The following is a 20,285-nucleotide window of genomic DNA, read 5'->3' on the forward strand; positions in this document are numbered from 1 at the left end:
TGCTGCGGCGTATGCCCTGCTTGAGCGCGCCGAGGCGTTCGCGCGCGCTTGCTCGGGAAGATCGGCCGGATCGAGATTGTCTGCCTGCAAACTAAGCGCGGTGATGGGCGTCCGCAGTTCATGCGCAGCATCGGCGACAAAACGCCGCTGCTGATCCATCATCAGTTTCATTCGCTCCAATAGCCCATTGATGAATGCGATGAACGGATGAAGTTCCTTTGGCGTGTCCGCTAGCGGAAGCGGGGTCATGTGCATTCGTCGCACGATCATAGTGCTTCGGTGCACTGCCTGTTTAGCGAACTTTCTTCCGGCCGACTTAGTCCCGAGCCGACTAAAGCGCGATGAGATGATGAATCATCATCGCGCTTCAGCTTCTTGTTTGAGCATTATCTTTTCGGAAAGCCGCTTCGCAGCTTTTCGGATCATGCTCTAGCCCAGCGAGTTGATGATTTCCCGATAGGCGGCTTCGGGAAACGCCTTCAACGTGCGCGTCCGGACGTTTCCCAGCATCCCCAGTTGCAGGCTAAAGCGAGCCGCAACAGCGTCGTCCGGAGCTTCGAGGATCACGACCATGTCAAAGTCACCCATGGTCAGGTAGAATGATTTGATCTCGCCGCTCATATCCTTGACAGCCTTCTTCGCAGCGTCCAGACGGCGTGGCGAGTCCTTCGCCTTCTGGATGCCTTGCTCGGTCCAATTTGCAAGCATGACATAGGTGGTCATTGCCGTCCTCCTTCTGGCACGAAAGCAAGGCTACGCCGTCGGGGCGAAAAACAAGACCCGGAGCAGATGCGTGTAGTCGGATTCGAACACCATGATCGCCACGAATACCAACACTAGGACCGGCGGCAGCAGGATCGCGTAGGCCAAAGCCAGCCGCTCCCAGGCCATGTGCATGAAGACCGCAACAATCAGGCCAGCCTTCAACATCATGAATAGCAGGATGAGCGACCATCGGAGATGGCCGTGGAGGCCAAAATAGTCGACGAGATAGGAGCAGGTGCTCAGAACGAACAACCATCCCCAGACCACGAGATAAAGCTTGATCGGATGCTGCTGGCCCTTTGTGTGGGTGGCTCCTGATGCAGATGCGTCATGCACGGGGGCTTGCAGCGAGTGTTGCTGCGCTTCCAGATGTACCCCAACGTTTGTCATGCTGCGACCTCACCAGAGATAAAAAAGCGCAAAGATGAACACCCACACGAGATCGACGAAGTGCCAGTACAGACCGGTGATCTCGACGATCTCGTAATGCCCTTTCCGACTTGTGAAAAAGCCGCGCCTTTCGACATCGAAGTCTCCCCGCAAAACCTTTCGCGCAATGGCGATCAGGAAAATCACGCCGATCGTTACATGGGTGCCGTGGAAGCCAGTGATCATGAAGAAGCTCGAACCAAACTGCGCCGCACCCCAGGGATTGCCCCAGGGCCGGACGCCTTCCATGATCAGCTTGGTCCATTCAAAGGCTTGCATTCCGACGAACGTTGCGCCGAATGCTGCTGTGGCCAACATCAAGGCCGCCGTCTTCACGCGGTCGCGGCGATAACCGAAGTTGACGGCCATCGCCATCGTCCCGCTGCTGCTGATCAGGATGAAGGTCATGATCGCAATCAGGATGAGCGGGATTTTCTTTTCCCCGATCGTGAGGGCGAAGACCTCGCTGGGATTGGGCCACGGCACGGTCGTGGACATTCGCGCCGTCATGTACGACAACAGGAAACAACTGAAGATGAAGGTGTCGCTGAGGAGGAAGATCCACATCATGGCCTTCCCCCAGGAAACGTTCTTGAAGGCGCGCTGATCCGAGGACCAATCGGCGGCGATGCCACGCCAACCTGCAGGCCGCGCCGGCGGTTCTACGTTGTTTATCAGCGCCGTTTCTGCCATCTGGTCCCTTGCCTCCCTAGCTCAGCAACTGGCGACAGATGTCGACGAAATTGTCTGTCCAGCCCGTCAGCAGGCCGACCAGGACTAGCCAGACCAACAGCAGGAAGTGCCAGTAGATAGTGCAGAGTTCCACGCTCAGACGAATTTGGCTCGCCTCGGCGCCACGCAATACCTTGGCAGTCGTTCTACCGAGCGCCACCAGACCGCCCATCAGATGCAGCCCGTGCACAGCGGTGATCAGGTAGAAGAACGAATTGGCTGGATTGGACGCCAGGAAGTACCCGGCGCCACTCAGCTGGCGCCACGCCAGCAGTTGCCCGACAAGGAATGTAATGGCGGACGCTCCACCGGCGCACAGGCCGATGCTTATGCCGTCGATGTCGTCGCGGCGCGCGGCCATATACGCCCATTGCAGTGCCACACTGCTCAAGACCAGGACGCCGGTGTTGAACCACAACAGCGCTGGCACTGGCAGCGTCCGCCAGTCCACCATGTTCATGCGCATCGAGTAGGCGCTGATGAAGAGTGCGAATAGCGAGCCGACGACCGCGAGAAATACGCCCAATCCGAGCTTCGCCGCCGGCAGGGACGAGGTACTCTCCTCGCGAAGATCGACCATCACGCCTTCCTCCAGCCATGGCTTGGCTGCCAGCCGCTGTTGCGAGAGCCACCATCCCGCAATTGCGGCTATTCCAGCCATGAACAGGATGATGGCGCTCATGCGTGGGGCCCTTGCGCCGACAATCCGGCCGGCGGTTCATTTTGCGGCACGAAATCCATGGCGGCGCCGGGGACGCTGTAATCGTAGGCCCAGCGATGGACGATCGGGAGCTCCTTGCCCCAGTTGCCATGCCCCGGCGGGGTCTCTGGCGTTTGCCATTCCAGCGACGCGGCGCCCCAGGGATTGCCGCCGGCCTCTTTTCCTTTGAACAGGCTCCAGATCAGATTGAACAGGAACACGAGCTGGGCGAAGCCGACGATCAGGGCCGCGACGCTCATGAACGCATTGAGGTCATGGGCGGATGCCGGAACGAAGGCCGTTTCGCCGATGTCGTGATAGCGGCGGGGCATACCCAACAGGCCCAGATAGTGCATGGGGAAGAAAATCGCATAGGCGCCGAGGAACGAGACCCAGAAGTGGAATCGTCCAAGCGCCTCATTGAGCATTCGTCCGGTGACTTTCGGGTACCAATGATAGATTCCGCCGAACACCGCCATGATCGGCGCAATACCCATCACCATGTGAAAATGAGCGACAACGAACATCGTGTCGGACAACGGAACGTCTACGACCACGTTGCCGAGAAACAGGCCGGTCAAGCCGCCGTTTACGAAGGTGATGATGAACGCCAGCGCGAACAGCATCGGGATGGTGAGATGAATGTCGCCTCGCCAAAGGGTCAGCACCCAATTGTAAACCTTGATCGCGGTCGGGATCGCGATGATGAGCGTCGTGGTGGCGAAGAAGAACCCGAAATACGGGTGCATGCCGCTCACATACATGTGGTGCGCCCACACGACGAAGCTGAGCGCGCCGATCGCGACGATCGCCCAGACCATCATGCGATAGCCGAAGATGTTCTTCCGGGCATGGACGCTGATCAGATCGGAAATGATGCCGAAGGCCGGCAAGGCGACGATGTAGACCTCGGGATGACCGAAGAACCAGAACAGATGCTGGAACAGGATCGGGCTGCCACCCCCGTATTTCGTCAGCGTGCCCATCTCGACCAGCGTCGGCATGAAGAAGCTGGTTCCCAGCAGGCGGTCGAGCAGCAACATCACCGAAGCGACGAACAGCGCCGGGAAGGCCAGCAGCGCCATGACGGTGGCCGTGAAGATGCCCCACACCGTCAAGGGTAAACGCATCAACGTCATGCCGCGCGTGCGCGCCTGCAGCACGGTCACCACGTAATTCAGCCCGCCCATGGTGAAGCCGATGATGAACAGGATCAGGGAGGCCAGCATGAGAACGATGCCCCAATCCTGCCCGGGAGTACCGGAGAGAATCGCCTGCGGCGGGTACAGCGTCCAGCCGGCGCCGGTGGGCCCGCCGGGCACGAAAAAGGTCGAGGCCAGCACCACGACCGCGAGCAGGTAGACCCAGTAGCTCAGCATGTTCACATAGGGGAACACCATGTCCCGGGCGCCGACCATCAGCGGGATAAGGTAGTTGCCGAAGCCGCCGAGGAACAGCGCGGTGAGAAGATAGATCACCATGATCATGCCGTGCATGGTGATAAACTGGAGATACTGGTTCGGATCGATGAACGAAAACGTGCCGGGGAATCCGAGTTGCAGCCGCATCAGCCATGACAGCACCAGCGCAACCATTCCAATGGACATCGCCGTGATCGAGTACTGGACGGCGATGACCTTGGCGTCCTGCGAAAAGACGTACCTCGTCCACCAGCTTCTCGGATGATAGAGCTCGACCTCGCCCACTTCGGCGGGCGGGACGCCTGCCACGGTGTCAAACGGGACATCGACCATCGGAATTCCCTCCTTGGTCTCTCTCTTCAACGAAGAGTTCGCCGTTCGCTATGCGGCACTCCTCGTCGGTATTTTCATTCGCTTCCTGGCTTGTAGGCAGCTTTCGCGACGTTGCGCTGTTGCGATAACTCGGCGAACGTCCGCTGCTTCTCCAGCCACGCGTGATAGTCTTTCTCTTCGTCTACGATGACCTTGCTCCGCATCTGCGCGTGCGCGGCACCGCAGAGTTCCGCGCAGAGAACCTCGAATGTTCCGGTGCGCGTGGGCGTGAACCAGTAATATGTGACCGAGCCCGGTATCATATCCATCTTCGCGCGAAACTCCGGCACATAGAAATCATGCAGGACGTCAATCGAGCGGAGCAATAGCTTCACCGGTTTCCCAAGCGGCAGGTGCAACTCGTCATTTTGAATGACGACATCGTCTTGTCCGGCGGGATCGTCGGGACTCAACCCCATGGGATTGTCGGAACTGACATTGCGGGCATCGGAAGTCCCGAGCCGGCCGTCCTTTCCGGGAAGCCGATAGCTCCATTGCCACTGCTGTCCCATGACCTCGACCTCGGTCGCATCGGCTGGAACTGTGACGAACTGGTGCCAGACAACCAGGCCGGGTGCCAGCATGGCTGCGACGCCGATTGCAGTCCCGACGCTGAGCCACCATTCGAGCTTCTTGTTCTCGGGATTGTAGTCTGCCCGCCTTCCCTCCGTGTGTCGAAAGCGGAAGACGCAATAGGCCATGAATGCGACGACCGCGAAGAAAACCGCCCCAGTGATCCAGAATGTCAGGGTTATGGTGTCGTCGATGTAGCGCCAGTTTGAGGCAAGCGGGGTCCACCACCACGGGCTGAAAATGTGAAACAGCACCGAGGCGATCGCTACCAAAAGCAGTATGATCGCTACAGCCATCCTTTATGCATCCTTGCCACCGAGGGCTGCGGATACGAGTTAAAGGGCGGAGCTCACGTCTGTCGCGATGGCGAATTTCATATGCGCCATCATCGTGCCTATTGCCTCGCCCATTCGACCGGTCGCGACGTAAAGGGTTGACACGAACTGCACGTCACGACCGCTCATTTCACGGGAGCTGGTGGCGTTCAGAACTTTAAGATGGCCCCCGTTGAGCCTACCGTCAATAGCTCAATGGAAGGTCCTGTCACGCCCTTGCTTTGCGAGTCTGACGCGCAATCCATTGGCACCGGCATTTGATGATGCAGCGCAATAATCGATGTGTGCAGACGCACAAATCACCCAACCGCGATCGCTATGTCTTGCTTCTATCGTATATCGGACTAATTTCACTTTACCGGTCGCGACAGATGTCGTCCGGCAAGGCTCCTTCACGTTGAACCTGATTTGCCGGGCTCGATCGCGATTTTCGCGGATGAGACGGTTGCGCGCGTTTTGAGAGCGCTCCGTTCCCCTGCGACCACAGGCAAGGAGCCCGGAGCCATGACCACAGTATTCGCAAGATCCAAGCTAGACGTATTTGGCGTCTCTACCGCCTTTGTCGTTCGCAAGATCAGCCTTTCCGATTTGGGCAACGCGTTGCGCCTGGGTTGGGAGGACTTCAAGGCGATCCCAACTCACGCCGTCGTCCTGTGCGTGATTTATCCCGTCCTCGGAATTGTCCTGTTCAGACTTGTGATCGGCTATTCGGTGCTGCCGCTGCTCTTTCCGCTCGCCGCCGGCTTTACCCTGATCGGTCCTTTTGCCGCGCTCGGCCTCTACGAACTCAGCCGGCGCCGGGAGCGCGGAGAGGAAGCAGCAGCATGGGATGCCATGCACGTGTTGCGCGCACCGTCTTTCGGCGCCATGCTCGAACTCGGCACCCTCCTGCTGGTTCTGTTCGGGGTCTGGATCGCCGCCGCGGACGCGATCTACATTGCAACCTTCGGCCACGCTCCGGCTGCACGCATCCCTGACTTCGCGATGCGTATTTTGACGACGCCGGAAGGATGGTCGCTCATCATCGTCGGCTGCGGCGTCGGATTTCTGTTCGCCGTCGTGGCCCTGTGCGTCAGTGTTGTGTCGTTTCCGCTGATGCTCGACCGGCATGCGACTGCAATCGACGCAATCCGGACGTCGCTGCGGGCCGTGAGGGAAAATCCAGTTCCGATGGCGGCATGGGGTCTGGTTGTTGCGGTATTGCTGGCGATCGGCTCGCTACCGTTCTTCGTCGGTCTCGCTGTCGTTCTGCCGGTGCTCGGTCATGCCACCTGGCATCTTTATCGGAAGGTGGTCGAGCCTGACCCGAATCCGCCCGAAGAACAGCCGCGCCCGCCGATAGGTCACCGCTATGCGGCGGATTTCCCGGCCTCACTCTTCCCATGGAGCCACGAACGCTAGCCGGAGGCAGCAACGAACGGGCGCACCATCATTGTGTTCGGCGGAACCGGGTTTCTCGGCAACCGCATCGTTCGCCATTTGTGCGATCACGAATTTCCCGTCCGGATCGCGTCACGGCATCCGGACGTGCAGCTTCAATCCATAGCGGCCAACATTCACGACGAGCGATCCGTCGCGAATGCGCTGGCTGGCGCCTACGGCGCCGTCAACGCAGTCAGCCTTTATCGCGAGCGTGGACGGGAGACTTTTTACTCCATTCACGTCGAGGCGGCTCAACTTGTAGCAGCCCAGGCTCGCCGGGCCGGAGTCGAACGGCTTGTTCACGTTTCGGGGATCGGTGCCGATGCCGCCTCGCTATCCCACTACATCCGAAAGCGCGGCGAAGGTGAACGCGCGGTCAGCGCGGAATTCGCCGATGCATTTATCGTCCGCCCCGCTGTGATGTTCGGACCGGACGACGCGTTTCTCAACACCATCCTCAAGCTTCTTCGTCGGCTTCCGATCTATCCGATGTTCGGCCGCGGTCGGACCAGATTGCAACCGGCCTATGTCGAAGATGTTGCGGAGGCGGTTGCCCGAATCATGGAGCGAACGGAGACTTGCCCGTCGGTCTTTGAATTCGGCGGCCCGACCTCCTACTCCTACGAGCAACTGCTCGGAGCGATCGCGCATCAAGCTGGCCTCGCGCCTCTCCTGATTCCAATGCCGTTTGCCATTTGGCACGCGCTGGCCTGGGCCTCCGAGATACTCCCTGGCCTGCCCCTTACGCGTAACCAGGTGGAGCTGATGCGGATCGACTCCGTGCCATCACCGGAGATGCCTGGATTTGCCGACCTAGGCATTTCGCCACATTCGATCGAGGAAATCCTCCAGAGGATATCATCGCATCGAGGATGAAAGAGGCTCCGCGGCTAATCCGCTTCGACGGCTGACGGTGCCTACCTTGAAGTAGTCCGCCCACCCGCGCAGCGTGCGTCCAACTTGCCCACTAGCATTGCGGTTTCTTGCTCTGCCTCCGCTTGATCGGTCAGCACGTGGATTTTCTCCACCGCGAACACCTTCAGGCCGAAGTGCCCGGGATCGTCCTCGCCCTTGAAGCTCGCCAAAGCTTCCATGCGCGGAAACGGCCTTGCGATCGCAGGGATCGTTGCTGCGACGGGGCGAAACACCCTTTAGGTACCCGGAACGAATTGTACCTCCCGGCGCTTGAATCCCGACTCGTTGTGCATGGCAGCGATGAATTGTGGAGGCGAGAATGGTGCTGATGGGACTTGGCGCTCTGCTCGTTCTAGGCGGATTCTTGTACATGGTACGCGCTACTATTTGGCGGGGATCGCTTAGTCGGCCGGCTGGCGATACTCTGGAGCCGACACGGCGCGGCCTGGGATTCCTGGGGGTCGGAGCGAACTGGCCAGGCATTATCCTTATGGCAATCGGTGCCCTCCTGCTGGTGTCGGGGGCCGGCCTTTAGCCTCAGCCAGCCGGCCTGGGCCATTTCAATTTGCCACTTTGCACTGCTCCGGGGCCCCGGCGACGCAGTTTCGAGCGCTTGCGCCGCCCGCCTTGAGGCGCAATCCCCACCACGAATCAAACGGCGGACATCCCTCATTTCTGCTACGATCAAACCATGACGATCGGGATTACCGGACCCGAACGGAAGGTACCAAGGCAAAGTGCCGTGGTCGGGCTCATCATTGCGGCCGTCGTCATTGGGGTTTGCCTGTTCCTGCTCTGGCTCGCGAGCGACTTCTTGGTCGACTGGCTGTGGTTTTCCTCGATCGGTTATCTGCAGGTTTTCTGGACAACAATCGGCGCCAAAGCTGCCGTCTTTCTTGCGGTCTGGACCGGAACCGCTGTCATACTTTGGCTGAACGGATGGTTCGCACTGCTTTGCCCGACGACAGTCGACACAGCTTGTCACCGGTCCGGCGTGGAACGCGCGGACAACGCGCCGCCAGATCTGCTTGCGCTTGTACGCGATCGACTGCCGTGGCCCCGGTTGATCGCAGGCGGGCAGCTTTGCTCGCCCTGCTTGTCGCCGCTGCAGAAGTTGGCAATTGGGGCGTCTTGCTGCGGTTTGTTTATCAGGTGCCATATGGCGCAGACGATCCGCTCTACAACAAGGACATCGGCTTTTATCTATTCTCGCTGCCCGCCTACATCCTCATCAAGAACTGGACGATGCTCGCGCTCGTTCTGAGCGCGCTCTTCGCCGCGGTGATCTACTGGGTGCACGGCGATATCGAATACGACTCTCATCGCCGATCAATGCCATCGACGGTGATTGCCCACGGCTCGGCGCTGCTCGGTCTTCTCTTCGCGGTGAAGGCCTGGTCCTATGGTCTCGATCGCTATCTGCTGCTCTACGGCGATAACGGCGTGGTCGTCGGCGCAAGCTACACCGATGTCCACGTGGGGCTACCGGTCTTGTGGTTGATGATCGGACTTTCGGTCGTCGCGGCGTTCGCCGCATGGGCAAACGTGCGGGTGCGCACCTGCCAGCTTCCTGCAGCCGCGTTCCTGCTTGTCGTGATCGGGTCTTTCGTGCTGTCGGGCGTGATTCCCCTGCTGTTCCTGCAGTTCTTCGTCAAGCCAAGCGAATTAGAGCTGGAAAGGCCCTATATCGAACGCAACATCGCCCTGACCCGGCAGGCATACAATCTCGATCAGATCGCAGCCAAGCCGTTCGCCGCCGAACAGAAGCTTAGCTTCAAGACGCTCGACGCCAACAAGGCTTGCAGGTGGAGATCACCGGCCCCCGACCTACTCGACCTCGATCCTTCGCTCCTTGGCGGCCCGCAGGCTGCGGAGATAGTAGCCTTGTGCCCGAACGGCTGACTTGATTTCGTCGCTGACCTTGAGAACTCTTTTTCTGCTCTTGCGCCACTTATGTGCAGAGTAAAGCACGGGTACGCCAGAGCCCGTACTTAGAACGAGCAAGTCGCGCTTGTCATTGCGATAGACATCAAACACCTTTCGACCCCGCTGCTCATCTTGAACTAAGAATGAAATATGTTTGGTCGTCTCAATGGACGAGCTTAGTATCTCGAACGGCTGTGCGGGTTGTAAATCTGCAACGCCCGCGAATTTTGCGTCATGGCGTTCCGGATTTGGAACGAACTGATGCAAGCTCGGAATTTCGCCAAATTGGGCGCGCTAGGCAGTTAATACAGCGATGCCGTGGACGGCACGAGACAGGAGGATCGCTTGTACCCGTCCCGTGCGGATCGGACATGCCAGGAGCTCGAACAGCAACGATCAGCCGGATGTGATTTCTAAGGAAGGTAGAACGAAATACTCAGGGAGCCAATTCAGGAGACTGACGAATTCTGGAAAATGGCGTGCCGCCATCAGTTTCAAGAAATCCGATCCGAAAGACCTGCTTCTGCTGTTGCACGCCAGCCATCAGCGGGCATGCCAATGCCGCTCCGCTGACCAACGTCTTGAAATCGCGCCGTCTCATACCCGTCCCCCGATGGGTACGGAAGATACACATTGCTCCGATTCAATTGAGCAAGCCGGCCCGCCAACCGCGGAGGTCCGGGATGGGTCATTCGCGTAGGTTTGACCGGATTACGGCGACTTCCGGTCTACCCCTGCCGGTGAACGGACATTCTCCGGACAGGCGGGCAAGTCTCAAAGGGGCCACTTGCCGTCTGGCAGAACCGGGCGACGTCGCCTGTGGTCAAACTCAAAAGTCTGAGTGGCAACTGGAAAGTCCGCTTTGCCCTCAACTAGGGGCATCGTCAGCTAGACCTATCAGGTCCGATCTCACGGCTCGAAAACCAATCGCGTTCCCGTGTACGCGCCTAAGAGCTTTGTCGGCATCGCAGCCCGCGCGGCTTCGTAAAATGGCTCCCCGTACAATGCAGCGGAATCACGTAAGTCGGATCGATTTCCTGAAGTGCCTTGACCGTATCTCGAACGTAGTCCTCTTGATAGGGCGCGAGATGAAAGCCCCCTATCACCGCATGAATTTTTTCCACGCCGGAGGCGGCTTGAGCTTCCTTGATCGCGTTGACCACGCCGCGATGGCTGCATGAAGTTAGGACGACAAGCCCCCGTCCTTTCAAATTAAACGCCGTCGCGATCTCGTGCTGAAACTGATCCGGTACGACGGGCGCAGTACGTTCCGCCTCGCTGAGGCGCTCGGGATAACAGCCGATGCCGCGGTCGAAACCAATGGTCATTGCGCTCGGTGACAGTACCTTCTCGAAGGTCTTCTGACTGATCTGCCCCGTGGCGACGGCGTGATCCGCAACCAGGGCAGGTCTGGCTGCGACTGTTACGGCGAGGTCTACCTCCTCGAGTGCTTTGCGGTCGATGACGCCGAAGCTGCCCCGCACCGGAGGTGCAGCCCACTCGCGCGCGCAGAAACATCCTTCGCCGCCGACAAACAACGGCAGTTTGGGCTTTAGCTTGCCACTATGCGCCTGCAAGAAACCGACGAGACCGCCAAAGTGGTCCTGGTGTCCGTGGCTGAGCACAAGTGCGTCGATGGCCGCCGGGTCAATACCAAGCAAGCTCGTGTTGTTGAGAAGGGCTTCCGGCGTGAAACCGAAATCAACTAGGACGTTGCGCGTCTCGTTGCCGCGTCGACTCGACATGCGTCGCAAGGCCGAATTCGCTGACCAACGTTCTGCGGGGCGGCTTGTCGCTGAGACTCCAGCCAAAGTGCTGGACGTCAAGGTTGGGTAGCTTCCTGCTCGGTGCGACAGCGAACTGATAGCTGTCGATCACTATCCGAACAGCTATGCGGTCGAGCTCAGGCAACGGTCCGGCGACGGCCTCGGCGCCCGGACCGACTTCGAGCCAGCGAGGAGCGTAGCAAGTATCACGCTTAAGACACTGGCGCCTCCGCTGCAGACAAATTCTCGCCGTCCAATCTCGTCGCAGAAAAACTGCCGTCGAGGCCCCTGGGGGCCTGCTTCTGATAGCACGATTGAGGTTGAGGTATAATCGACAGCCATTTGCTACCTCCCCGTTCTGCCAACTCGAGGCCATAAACAGAAGGCGCGGGACCACAGGAGCGTTTCGCTCCGAAGGTCGGGCGTCTCACGTCAATATGATCATCTCAACTTACGCTAGGTCAAGAGAACTACCGGCCTGAGCTGCGACTTCGCGATATAGCAAAGTTACTGTCCTTCCCAACGGGTGGCTTCGAGGGGCGGCGTCCATGTCCGGTCAGGGTCAACCGCGTCGGTCGAGGGCTGCGCCGCCCATCCGGTCTATTCGATACAGCCGACCTATTCCGCTTCCTGGTCCCTTCTCCCGCGGGCCAAAAAGCGACATCGCACAACACAATCCGATCACCACGGCAGCCGCGCGATTGCAAGCTCATTCGCTATGTCGATGCCGATTCACACCATCTACCTTGTTCAGCAGGTATCCTCCGCCTGATCCATTTAGTTCATTCCAGCGATCTTCGTCGCGGCAGGGGTACCCCTGCGATCGCGTAGATTGCGAGGAGTTCGTTCTGCCCTCGACCGGACCCGTGAGAACCAGTTCACACGTCTCGTATTGGGCGTCTGCTATGATCTTATCTCCCATTTCGTCGAAGGACCCTAACAATGGACGCAGAGGCAAGAACGCTAGTTGGCGCGGCCGGCTCAAATACGGTCAGCCAAGAGTTCAAGACGGTCGCGATCTTCTGCGTCCTGGGGCTGCTGCTCTCACTCGTCGCTGTCATCAGCTTCGACTTGAATTTCGGAGCTTTCTGACGCGGAGTGGGAAGCGTCCGCCCGCGCCCGTTCACGCACCTCGCGCCAGGTCGTAGCCGAAGGTGTCTCATCCGCAGACGCTCTGGATGTAGCGAAGGCACATCGCCCGAACATCATGATTCTCGATCTCGGGATTCCCGGCGACAGCCTGGAGAGGCTCAAGCAGTTGTGCGTGGAATTCCCCGGAACGCACTGCGTGATACTTACCGCCTGCGACGATCCGCAGACTGGCATCGCCGCCCTGAACGCGGGCGCCCACGGCTACATCCTGAAGGGGGTCAGCGCGATTGAATTGAAGGCCGCAATCTGGGCCGTCTTCAAGAATGAGTCCTCGTTCGTCTCGCCGGAGTTTCCGGCGCGGCTGCTTTCGGCGGTTCAGCACAAGGAGGTGGGGTCGATCGACCTGGGTCTCAGCCATCGCGAACTGCAGATCATCGCGGAGGTCGAGAACGGCGCCACCAACAGGATGGTCGCCGAGAAACTCAAGATCAGCGAAAAGACCGTCAAGCACTACATGAGCAGCATCATGCACAAGTGCGGCGCCACGAACCGCGTGTCCGCGGTCATGGCATCTCAGAGGGTGCGCCAGTCCGGCCAACACGCCTGAAAGGGGTAGCGCCGCCTGATTCAAGCTTGTCCAGCGAAGCCATGGGCTCTGGCCTTGGCCTTCCTCTTTGCGCTTCGGGAAGCTCTGTAAATGCCATGAGCGGTCGGAGTGATGAGGCAGCTTCATTCCTCGCGTATGTCGATCGGTTTCGACGGCCTCCGGCCGCGAGGTCTGAACCGAGGAAGCTGAGGCTGAGAAGCTTCAGTGTTCCAAGACCAGATGAACGTCTACAAGAATGCGCCTTTGACGTCCAAAGGTCGTGCACAGTCATCGAGACGTTGCGACGGCAGCGCCACACCGGCAAGCAGATCGCAGCCGAGATCTAGGTGTCAACGGCCACCGTCAGCCGCGTCCTGCGCCGTTTGGGATTAAACCGGATAGGCGACCTGGAGCCGGCCGAGCCGGAGCGGCGCTACGAGCGCGAGACCCCAGGTGAGATGCTCCACATCGACCGCTTGGGCGGTTCGAGCGTGTCGGCCACCGCATCACCGGCGATCCGAGTGGCCCGAACAAGAGCCGTGGCGCTGATTGGGATTTCGTCCACGTCCGCATTGACGACCATTCCCGCGTGGCCTTCTCCGAGATCATGCCCGACGAGACGGCGGACGGCGCTGTTCCCTTTCTCAAGGCGGCTGTGGCTTATTACAAGAGCCTCGGCGTCACCGTAACGCGCGTCATGACCGACAATGGCGGTTGCTACCAGTCCTTCGCCTTCCGCGACGCTTGCCGTGACCTAGGCATCAAGCACATCCGCACCAAGCCTTACACGCCCAGAACAAACGGCAAGGCCGAGCGCTTCATCCAGACCGCGCTTCGGGACTGGTCCGAAGCGTGGTCGAGGGCGGGCTGAGCAAAGCCGACGCCGCTTTCCAGTTCAACAAGACGCCGAAGACCGTCGCCAAATGGGTCAAGCGGTTCCTCGCAGAAGGTGTGGAGGGGTTGCGTGATCGCTCCTCCAGGCCCCATTCATCGCCGAGCCAAACCCCGCCAGCCACGGCTCGGTTTGACCAAGGACAACCTCTTGAGGCACCACACTCCAGGCGCCTGCTCCCTGCCATTTGGGGCCAAGGGGCTGAGGCAAGAAAACGAGACCTTTCGAACAAAATACAACATAGCTTGAAGTGGAAGTTCGCGATGGCGGCGGCGATCGAAAGACGTTTGTGGATTGAATTTGTGGATTGATTTCTCGTGCTCGGTATCCAACGGTGGTCTGGTTCAATCTCGGACCTGCGTCGCGGAAAGGACGAGGCCGAATCGAAGAATTACGGAGCGCGAACAACCGGACATGTCGCGGACATGCCAAAACCGACGCGAACGACCCAGGCCGCCCTCAGCACGGCCCAAGCGTTCAATCTCTGTCGCTGATAACGCTTTGGGGGCGCGGAGAACTTCGCCGGCTAACGCGCGACCAGAGCTACTATCAAGAGACTAAGCGTTAGCCCGATAGACGACATCATAAATACGGGCACAAAAGTCTCGAAGCCGATCTCGGGATTTCCAACCACTGCTTCGTGCCGAAGAACTCGGTCGACGTTTGTCTGCATGATCATTGCGATTCTCCCGTCTTTAGACGTCGTTGGATTTGGCGTCATTCGAAAAAGCGACGGGAGAGTCCTTAAGTGGAACGACTTAGCTACGATATAGAGAGGGGACTTTCCTCCCTAGGATCACTTCGGTACATGGCCGGGAGGCGGACGGTTGCTCGAAGACCTTTCGGACGGCCGTCCGAAATATTCTCCAGCACAATTATCCCCCCGAGGCGGTCAACGATGCGTTTTACGATCGAGAGGCCCAGCCCGATACCATCTTCAGCCGGTCGGCTGCCGCGGAAGAACGGCTCGAATATCCGATCGATGTCGCCGGACGGGATACCTGGTCCGGTATCTTCGATCTGCACCACCGCTTCCTTGCCCTCGCGGTAGACCCCAATGTCGACCCGTCCGCCTTGCGGCGTGAAGCGCACGGCATTGTCGAGCAGGTTCCGTACCATCGTCGCGACCATCATGGGCTCGCCCTTGATCGCGATCGGTTCAATCAACTGGAAGCCAAGATCTATTCCCTTGCGCGCCGCCTCTGGCACCAGATCCGCCACCAAATCCTTCACGGTGCGGTCTAGCGGGACCACGGTGGCTTCACCGTTCGGGCCGGCCTCATGTCGCGCCAGCGCGAGCAGTTGCTCAAGAAGATGCTTGGTGCGGCGTATGCCCTGCTTGAGCGCGCCGAGGCGTTCGCGCGCTTGCTCGGGAAGATCGGCCGGATCGAGATTCTCTGCCTGCAAACTAAGCGCGGTGATGGGCGTCCGCAGTTCATGCGCAGCATCGGCGACAAAACGCCGCTGCTGATCCATCATCAGTTTCATTCGCTCCAATAGCCCATTGATGAATGCGATGAACGGATGAAGTTCCTTTGGCGTGTCCGCTAGCGGGAGCGGGGTCATGTCATCCGCATGTCTTAAGTCGAGATCACCGGCCAATCGGACCATCGGGCGCAGCGATCCCGCGACGACCAACGCCGCGACCAGCAGCAAGCAGGGAATCAACGCGGCGATCGGGAGCAGCGTGCGGATCGCCATGCTGCTCGCTATGTCATCTCTGACGTCGGTCAGCTGTGTCACGGCAAATCGGCTTCCGTCAGGCCGGGTCCGCAGTAGCACCCGCACCGACTGACCGATGCGCGACACCACGTGCAGTCCGTCCTGGTGGCTCCAGAGTAGCCGCTCCTCGGCCGAGCCATGCGGCGCCATCCCCAATTCTGTGACATCAACCTCCGCGTCCGCATCAACGCCGCCGAGTGACTGGTCGCTCTTGACGCTGCCGTTCTGCAACAGGCTGCCGATCTGGATCAGGGTCGAATCCTGCATCTCGATCGCCTCGTCGAACGCCCAGAGGTAGGTGAACGCGCCACCGATGCACCCTGCAAGCAAGATAACCGCCGTCAAGCCGACGAAAAGACGAGCGCGCAGGGACTTTGTCATAACGAGCGGTCCACCATCCAGCCGACACCGCGCACGTTGCGGATCACTGTGGCGCCCAGTTTCTTACGGATGGTATGGATCAGGAATTCGATCGCATTGCTCTCGACTTCCTCGTTCCAGCCGTAGATTTGCCGCTCTATCTCGCTGCGCGACAGGATCGTACCCGGCCGCGCCAACAGCGCCGAAAGCAGCGCGAACTCGCGGGCGGTAAGCAGCGATGCCTCGCCGTGGAACGAAGCTTCGCGCGTCGCAGGATCCAAATGAAGCGTGCCATTGCTGAGCAGCGCCGGTGAACCACTGCCTTCGCGGCGAAGCACCGCGCGCATGCGCGCCAGCAATTCGCGAATCTCGAACGGCTTTACCAGATAGTCGTCCGCGCCGAGATCGAGGCCATCGATGCGGTCGTCAACGCCGTCCCGCGCGGTCACAATGATGACCGGAAGCTTGCGGCCGAGCGCGCGAAGCCGGCGCAGCACCTCTCGGCCATCAGCCAGCGGGAGCCCTAGATCGAGCAGCGCTACCTCGTAAGCCTCACTCTCCGCAACGTGGATGGCGGTCTCGCCATCGGTCACCCAATCCACCGCATAGGCAGCATCCCTAAGCGCCTGCTCAACGGCCGCGCCTACCATCTTGTCGTCCTCAATCAGCAAAACCCGCATTTCGACGCCTCTGTTTTGATGCGCAGTTACTTCCTCATGGGACATTGCACCCTGGGATGCCGTGCTTCTCGTCGCGCACGGCCAAATGCTCCGGCTTGGAACCGGTATCGTTCTCCCCATCCCGACTTAGCGGAGACTTAGAGTGGGCCTCGTCAATTGCATTGCGCGGTCAACACGCGCGTCCGATCGGCCCACAATCTCCTCCTAAGTCGCTCCTAAGTTGGCGTCGTCATCGTGCCGCATCGGCTTAGAACATGCATTCCTTGGAGAAGAGAGATCACGTGCCCGCCGCGGTGAACCCCCATCTGCCACTGCTGCCTAACAAGGTCCCAGAAGTTACGGCGATCTTCTGGACCATCAAGATTCTATCGACGACGGTTGGCGAGACCGGGGCCGACTATCTCACCGTGCATGTCGGCCTTGAGGCAAGCACGACGACCGTGATCACGGTCGGCTTTCTCGTCGCGGCGCTGGCCGTGCAGCTCCGCGCGCGAAGGTACGTTCCCTGGATTTATTGGCTGACGGTGGTTCTCGTCAGCGTCGTCGGCACGCAGATCACCGACCTGCTCACCGACAAGCTCGAAGTCAGCCTCTATTTCAGCACGGCCGTCTTCGCAGCCACTTTGGCCGCGACTTTCGCGATCTGGTACGGCGTCGAGCGGACGCTTTCAATTCACACCATCGTCACCAGGCGGCGCGAGCTATTCTACTGGGGGGCGATCCTCTTCACATTTGCACTGGGGACAGCTGCCGGGGATCTGGCGACCGAAGCCCTCGGCCTCGGCTTTCAGCTCGGCGTCGTCGCATTTGGCGCGCTGATCGCGGTCATCGCCCTTACCTATCATCTCGGAGCCAACCCGGTTCTCACCTTCTGGCTGGGCTACGTCCTCACGCGTCCGCTGGGCGCTTCGCTCGGTGACCTGCTTTCGCAGTCCAGAACATACGGCGGCCTCGGCCTCGGCACCATCTACACCAGCATTGGGTTTCTCACCGTCATCGTCGCACTGGTCGCCTGGGTGAGCTTTGAAGGCGAGCGAACCGGCAAGACCGATCCGGTGCGGTGATTCCAATCTCAGTGTCCATTAGAAACCCGCGCAACCGCGTGCGGGCAAGACCAAGAGGAGAGCACGCATGAACAAGACAATTCTGGCGCTGGCCGTCGGCCTTCTGACGGTGTCGACAAGCGAGCCGAACGTGCACGCCAACGGGCACATTTCGTTCGTACCGCATGCCGAAGCGGCAATGTCATCGAAGCTCGGCGACCTGACGCCGTTCCGCACCATTGTCGTCGACGTCTCAGCGCTGGTCGACAAGGGCGACCTCGCGGAAGCCAAGACGCGGATCAAGGATCTCGAGACCCAATGGGATGAGGCAGAGGCCGCCTTGAAGCCGCGCGCCGCCGCCGACTGGCACACCGTCGACCGTGCGCTCGAAGCGCTACGCGCCAGCACCCCCGAGGCCACTAAATGCAAGCAATCCGTTGCTGAGTTGCTGTCCATCATGGATTCAGTCGGGAAATCCTGACGCTCGGCCGCGTTGCATTGTTGACACGTATCGAAGATGGCCGACGGCGGCGCCACGCGCCCGCCGTCGACATCCAGCGGAAGTGAATAAGCATGGATCAATACTACAAAAGCGCAGTCGACACTGAGCGAGCGAGCAAGGTTCCAGAAGTCACCCTGGGATTTTGGATCATCAAGATACTCGCGACGACGCTCGGCGAGACCGGCGGCGACGCCGTGACGATGTCGATGAATCTCGGCTATTTGGCTGGAACGGCGATCTTTGCGGCGGTCTTCGCCGCCGGTGTCACCGCACAGATGAGCGCGAAGCGATTTCACCCGCTGCTTTACTGGACGGTGATCGTCGCGACCACCACCGTCGGCACCACGCTCGCCGATTTCGTCGATCGCTCGCTTGGAATCGGCTATCTCGGCGGCTCCTCACTCCTGGCCGCGCTGCTTGTCGTTTGGCTTGCGCTCTGGCATCGATCGATGGGAACTGTTTCGATCGGGTCGATCAACTCCAAGTCGGCCGAGAGCTACTACTGGGTGACGATCCTGTTCTCGCAGACTTTGGGCACCGCGCTGGGCGACTGGATGGCCGACTCGACCGGGCTCGGCTATGCTGGCGGCGCGCTGCTGTTTGCCGCCGGGCTCGCAGTCGTAATCGGGACCTACTTCTGGACCAAAATTTCGCGGACCGTTCTGTTCTGGGTCGCGTTCGTGCTCACCCGGCCGCTTGGGGCTACTGTTGGCGACTTCCTCGACAAGCCGCTCGACCACGGCGGTCTGGCGCTCAGCCGATACACCGCGTCGGCCTCGCTGGCTGCCATCATGGTTCTGTTGATCGTGCTCGTGCCGCAGCGCTCGGGCCATCCGGCTTGACGACGTGGCGCGCAAAAGCAGACATTCGGCAGAGCGAGGCGGGCATCGCGCCGAACCGGGGCCCACCCATTCTTCGCACGCGCGCTATGGCAACCGGGTTTCCGCCGGAAAATGTCTATCAACCCCGAAGCTCGCTCGTCACGCTGCTGATGACATCTCGCAGCCAAGCATGTGCCGGCTGGTTATCGAGCCGTCGCAGCCAAATCATCGCAGCTTCGATCGGCTTGGGCGAACGCGACAGCCGACGGAAAACAAGGGGGTGAGACCTTGTCATGTTCTTGGCGACGTTGAGCGGAAGGACAGACACCAAATCCGACATCGCCAGAATCTGCGCGGCAGACAGAAATGGCGCACGCATCGCAGGTCTTGGGCCAGGCTTTAATCGTCCAGGCCCGTTCTCGACGAGATCGGTGCCGAATTGAGCCGACGAGATTTCTAGCTGGGGGAGCGCGGCCAGTTTCTCGGCCGATAGTTCCTGCGCCCTTGCGCTCGGATGACCCTTGCGATGTACCACGACGAACTGATCCTGCAGCAATCGCCTGCGCGAGAAGCGCTCGCCCGTCGCGGCGGATGGCCCCATCGCCAGATGCAGTTCGCTTCGATCAAGCTGATCGAGAACGTCCAGCGTACCGCTTGGCCGAAAATCCAGCTTCACCCCGGGAGCAATTCGGGCAACATGCGCCGCGATCGGTGCGACCAGAACGATCGCAGCATAATTGTCGACGGCAATGCGGAATGATGCCGTCGCCGTTGACGCATCGAACTGCACCGGTTCAAGCGATTGCTGCAGCCCATCGAGTGCGATTCTGATGGGCGTGGCGAGTTCGTCGGCCCGCGGGGTCGGCACCATTCCGTTAGGACTGCGGATAAAGAGCTCATCTTTCAGCATGTGACGCAATCTCGTCAGGGCATGGCTCATCGCAGGCTGGCTCAGTCCCAGTCGTTGCCCCGCCCGCGTGACGGATCGGTCCCGCATGATGGCGTCGAACACCACCAGTAGATTTAGATCAAGCGCTGCTAACCTGGGCGCTGTCTTGCTCAAGCGACTGGAACTCCAACACAATTCAAAGCGCGCATGTGAAGATGAAGAGAATGCATTGTGCGAATGCGAAACTCAACCCTAGATTCGTGATTGTCGATTGGACAATTGCGTTTGGCGAGGCTGAGAAACGGCAGGTGGGCCGGGCCGCCCGAACGATCGGGCGCTACA

At 59.8% G+C, this 20,285-nt stretch carries 22 protein-coding genes and 2 pseudogenes; 12 read left to right on the forward strand and 12 right to left on the reverse strand.

What is annotated here, in order from left to right; translation table 11 throughout:
• The first annotated feature begins 48 nt into the window (after positions 1-48).
• Positions 49-183, forward strand: coding sequence for a hypothetical protein (locus IVA93_RS41435; RefSeq protein WP_256468824.1), 135 nt, complete (start codon positions 49-51; stop codon positions 181-183).
• Between the two features lie 246 nt (positions 184-429).
• On the opposite strand, the gene IVA93_RS38310 is transcribed toward IVA93_RS41435, so the two are convergent.
• From IVA93_RS38310 to coxB, 6 genes are all read right to left on the reverse strand, one after another.
• Positions 430-723, reverse strand: a complete 294-nt coding sequence (locus tag IVA93_RS38310) for a GYD domain-containing protein (protein WP_247790078.1) — start codon at positions 721-723, stop codon at positions 430-432.
• Between the two features lie 30 nt (positions 724-753).
• Positions 754-1,155, reverse strand: coding sequence for a cytochrome C oxidase subunit IV family protein (locus tag IVA93_RS38315; RefSeq protein WP_247370048.1), 402 nt, complete (start codon positions 1,153-1,155; stop codon positions 754-756).
• 9 nt (positions 1,156-1,164) lie between these two features.
• Positions 1,165-1,887, reverse strand: coding sequence for a heme-copper oxidase subunit III family protein (locus tag IVA93_RS38320; RefSeq protein WP_247370047.1), 723 nt, complete (start codon positions 1,885-1,887; stop codon positions 1,165-1,167).
• 16 nt (positions 1,888-1,903) lie between these two features.
• Positions 1,904-2,608, reverse strand: coding sequence for a cytochrome c oxidase subunit 3 (locus IVA93_RS38325; protein WP_247370046.1), 705 nt, complete (start codon positions 2,606-2,608; stop codon positions 1,904-1,906).
• A complete protein-coding gene (ctaD, locus tag IVA93_RS38330) occupies positions 2,605-4,380 on the reverse strand; it encodes a cytochrome c oxidase subunit I (RefSeq protein WP_247370044.1) in 1,776 nt (591 codons plus the stop codon). Before ctaD ends, IVA93_RS38325 begins: the two co-directional genes overlap by 4 nt.
• A gap of 74 nt (positions 4,381-4,454) precedes the next feature.
• Complete coding sequence (gene coxB / locus IVA93_RS38335) at positions 4,455-5,288, reverse strand: cytochrome c oxidase subunit II (RefSeq protein WP_247370042.1); 834 nt, start codon at positions 5,286-5,288, stop codon at positions 4,455-4,457.
• A gap of 543 nt (positions 5,289-5,831) precedes the next feature.
• Between coxB and IVA93_RS38340 the strand changes: the two genes are divergently transcribed.
• The 4 genes and pseudogenes from IVA93_RS38340 to IVA93_RS38350 all read left to right on the forward strand — a co-directional run bounded on the left by IVA93_RS38340 (position 5,832) and on the right by IVA93_RS38350 (position 9,566).
• Positions 5,832-6,728 carry a DUF2189 domain-containing protein gene (locus IVA93_RS38340; protein WP_247790079.1) on the forward strand — a complete coding sequence of 299 codons (897 nt, stop codon included), beginning with the start codon at positions 5,832-5,834 and terminating at the stop codon, positions 6,726-6,728.
• Positions 6,729-6,761: 33 nt separating this feature from the next.
• Complete coding sequence (locus IVA93_RS38345) at positions 6,762-7,625, forward strand: complex I NDUFA9 subunit family protein (RefSeq protein ID WP_247372114.1); 864 nt, start codon at positions 6,762-6,764, stop codon at positions 7,623-7,625.
• Positions 7,626-8,355: 730 nt separating this feature from the next.
• Positions 8,356-8,556 (forward strand): annotated as a pseudogene (locus IVA93_RS40705) (UPF0182 family protein); the annotation flags it as partial.
• A 191-nt stretch (positions 8,557-8,747) separates the two neighbouring features.
• Positions 8,748-9,566 carry a UPF0182 family protein gene (locus tag IVA93_RS38350; protein WP_253075723.1) on the forward strand — a complete coding sequence of 273 codons (819 nt, stop codon included), beginning with the start codon at positions 8,748-8,750 and terminating at the stop codon, positions 9,564-9,566.
• On the opposite strand, the gene IVA93_RS38355 is transcribed toward IVA93_RS38350, so the two are convergent.
• The 3 genes from IVA93_RS38355 to IVA93_RS38365 all read right to left on the reverse strand — a co-directional run bounded on the left by IVA93_RS38355 (position 9,492) and on the right by IVA93_RS38365 (position 11,335).
• On the reverse strand, positions 9,492-9,701 hold the full coding sequence (locus tag IVA93_RS38355; RefSeq protein ID WP_247370064.1) for a hypothetical protein: 210 nt from the start codon (positions 9,699-9,701) through the stop codon (positions 9,492-9,494). The two genes, IVA93_RS38350 and IVA93_RS38355, sit on opposite strands and share 75 nt — an antisense overlap.
• 325 nt (positions 9,702-10,026) lie before the next feature.
• On the reverse strand, positions 10,027-10,191 hold the full coding sequence (locus IVA93_RS38360) for a hypothetical protein (RefSeq protein WP_247372112.1): 165 nt from the start codon (positions 10,189-10,191) through the stop codon (positions 10,027-10,029).
• 346 nt (positions 10,192-10,537) lie between these two features.
• On the reverse strand, positions 10,538-11,335 hold the full coding sequence (locus IVA93_RS38365; RefSeq protein ID WP_247790097.1) for an MBL fold metallo-hydrolase: 798 nt from the start codon (positions 11,333-11,335) through the stop codon (positions 10,538-10,540).
• A 963-nt stretch (positions 11,336-12,298) separates the two neighbouring features.
• On the opposite strand from IVA93_RS38365, the gene IVA93_RS38370 reads away from it, so the two are divergent.
• The 4 genes and pseudogenes from IVA93_RS38370 to IVA93_RS41440 all read left to right on the forward strand — a co-directional run bounded on the left by IVA93_RS38370 (position 12,299) and on the right by IVA93_RS41440 (position 14,237).
• Positions 12,299-12,448, forward strand: a complete 150-nt coding sequence (locus IVA93_RS38370) for a hypothetical protein (RefSeq protein WP_247452578.1) — start codon at positions 12,299-12,301, stop codon at positions 12,446-12,448.
• Between the two features lie 82 nt (positions 12,449-12,530).
• Entirely contained in the window at positions 12,531-13,055 is a 525-nt protein-coding gene (locus IVA93_RS38375) for a LuxR C-terminal-related transcriptional regulator (protein ID WP_247790098.1), read from the forward strand.
• A 278-nt stretch (positions 13,056-13,333) separates the two neighbouring features.
• A pseudogene (locus IVA93_RS38380) lies at positions 13,334-13,887 on the forward strand (DDE-type integrase/transposase/recombinase); the annotation flags it as partial.
• Positions 13,875-14,237: a helix-turn-helix domain-containing protein gene (locus IVA93_RS41440; protein ID WP_524536888.1), complete on the forward strand. Its 363-nt coding sequence runs from the start codon at positions 13,875-13,877 to the stop codon at positions 14,235-14,237. The pseudogene IVA93_RS38380 and the gene IVA93_RS41440, both read left to right, overlap by 13 nt.
• A 451-nt stretch (positions 14,238-14,688) precedes the next feature.
• Here IVA93_RS41440 and IVA93_RS38390 read toward each other — a convergent pair whose 3' ends face one another.
• Both IVA93_RS38390 and IVA93_RS38395 read right to left on the reverse strand, forming a co-directional pair.
• Positions 14,689-16,029: a sensor histidine kinase gene (locus tag IVA93_RS38390; protein WP_247790080.1), complete on the reverse strand. Its 1,341-nt coding sequence runs from the start codon at positions 16,027-16,029 to the stop codon at positions 14,689-14,691.
• Positions 16,026-16,688, reverse strand: coding sequence for a response regulator transcription factor (locus IVA93_RS38395; RefSeq protein ID WP_247790081.1), 663 nt, complete (start codon positions 16,686-16,688; stop codon positions 16,026-16,028). The genes IVA93_RS38390 and IVA93_RS38395 overlap by 4 nt, the downstream gene beginning before the upstream one ends.
• Positions 16,689-16,969: 281 nt before the next feature.
• On the opposite strand from IVA93_RS38395, the gene IVA93_RS38400 reads away from it, so the two are divergent.
• The 3 genes from IVA93_RS38400 to IVA93_RS38410 all read left to right on the forward strand — a co-directional run bounded on the left by IVA93_RS38400 (position 16,970) and on the right by IVA93_RS38410 (position 19,075).
• The gene (locus IVA93_RS38400) at positions 16,970-17,752 is read left to right on the forward strand and encodes a COG4705 family protein (RefSeq protein WP_524536885.1); all 783 of its coding nucleotides are present in this window, start codon (positions 16,970-16,972) and stop codon (positions 17,750-17,752) included.
• 67 nt (positions 17,753-17,819) lie between these two features.
• On the forward strand, positions 17,820-18,212 hold the full coding sequence (locus tag IVA93_RS38405) for a hypothetical protein (RefSeq protein WP_247790083.1): 393 nt from the start codon (positions 17,820-17,822) through the stop codon (positions 18,210-18,212).
• 92 nt (positions 18,213-18,304) lie between these two features.
• Entirely contained in the window at positions 18,305-19,075 is a 771-nt protein-coding gene (locus tag IVA93_RS38410; RefSeq protein ID WP_247790084.1) for a COG4705 family protein, read from the forward strand.
• Between the two features lie 118 nt (positions 19,076-19,193).
• Here the strand turns inward: IVA93_RS38410 and IVA93_RS38415 are convergent, their stop codons facing one another.
• Entirely contained in the window at positions 19,194-20,117 is a 924-nt protein-coding gene (locus IVA93_RS38415) for a LysR family transcriptional regulator (protein ID WP_247452583.1), read from the reverse strand.
• Positions 20,118-20,285: the final 168 nt, after the last annotated feature.

The sequence above is a fragment of the Bradyrhizobium sp. 155 genome (assembly GCF_023101105.1).
Taxonomy (GTDB): domain Bacteria; phylum Pseudomonadota; class Alphaproteobacteria; order Rhizobiales; family Xanthobacteraceae; genus Bradyrhizobium; species Bradyrhizobium canariense_D.

What these genes read in the sequence shown, in the direction of transcription:
- IVA93_RS38310 (WP_247790078.1), bottom strand. Translation starts at nt 723, where the DNA reads ATGACCACCTATGTCATGCTTGCAAATTGGACCGAGCAAGGCATCCAG.
- IVA93_RS38360 (WP_247372112.1), bottom strand. Translation starts at nt 10,191, where the DNA reads ATGAGACGGCGCGATTTCAAGACGTTGGTCAGCGGAGCGGCATTGGCA.
- IVA93_RS38340 (WP_247790079.1), top strand. Translation starts at nt 5,832, where the DNA reads ATGACCACAGTATTCGCAAGATCCAAGCTAGACGTATTTGGCGTCTCT.
- coxB (WP_247370042.1), bottom strand. Translation starts at nt 5,288, where the DNA reads ATGGCTGTAGCGATCATACTGCTTTTGGTAGCGATCGCCTCGGTGCTG.
- ctaD (WP_247370044.1), bottom strand. Translation starts at nt 4,380, where the DNA reads ATGGTCGATGTCCCGTTTGACACCGTGGCAGGCGTCCCGCCCGCCGAA.
- IVA93_RS38395 (WP_247790081.1), bottom strand. Translation starts at nt 16,688, where the DNA reads ATGCGGGTTTTGCTGATTGAGGACGACAAGATGGTAGGCGCGGCCGTT.
- IVA93_RS38315 (WP_247370048.1), bottom strand. Translation starts at nt 1,155, where the DNA reads ATGACAAACGTTGGGGTACATCTGGAAGCGCAGCAACACTCGCTGCAA.
- IVA93_RS38390 (WP_247790080.1), bottom strand. Translation starts at nt 16,029, where the DNA reads ATGACAAAGTCCCTGCGCGCTCGTCTTTTCGTCGGCTTGACGGCGGTT.
- IVA93_RS38320 (WP_247370047.1), bottom strand. Translation starts at nt 1,887, where the DNA reads ATGGCAGAAACGGCGCTGATAAACAACGTAGAACCGCCGGCGCGGCCT.
- IVA93_RS38365 (WP_247790097.1), bottom strand. Translation starts at nt 11,335, where the DNA reads ATGTCGAGTCGACGCGGCAACGAGACGCGCAACGTCCTAGTTGATTTC.
- IVA93_RS38405 (WP_247790083.1), top strand. Translation starts at nt 17,820, where the DNA reads ATGAACAAGACAATTCTGGCGCTGGCCGTCGGCCTTCTGACGGTGTCG.
- IVA93_RS38410 (WP_247790084.1), top strand. Translation starts at nt 18,305, where the DNA reads ATGGATCAATACTACAAAAGCGCAGTCGACACTGAGCGAGCGAGCAAG.
- IVA93_RS38370 (WP_247452578.1), top strand. Translation starts at nt 12,299, where the DNA reads ATGGACGCAGAGGCAAGAACGCTAGTTGGCGCGGCCGGCTCAAATACG.
- IVA93_RS38325 (WP_247370046.1), bottom strand. Translation starts at nt 2,608, where the DNA reads ATGAGCGCCATCATCCTGTTCATGGCTGGAATAGCCGCAATTGCGGGA.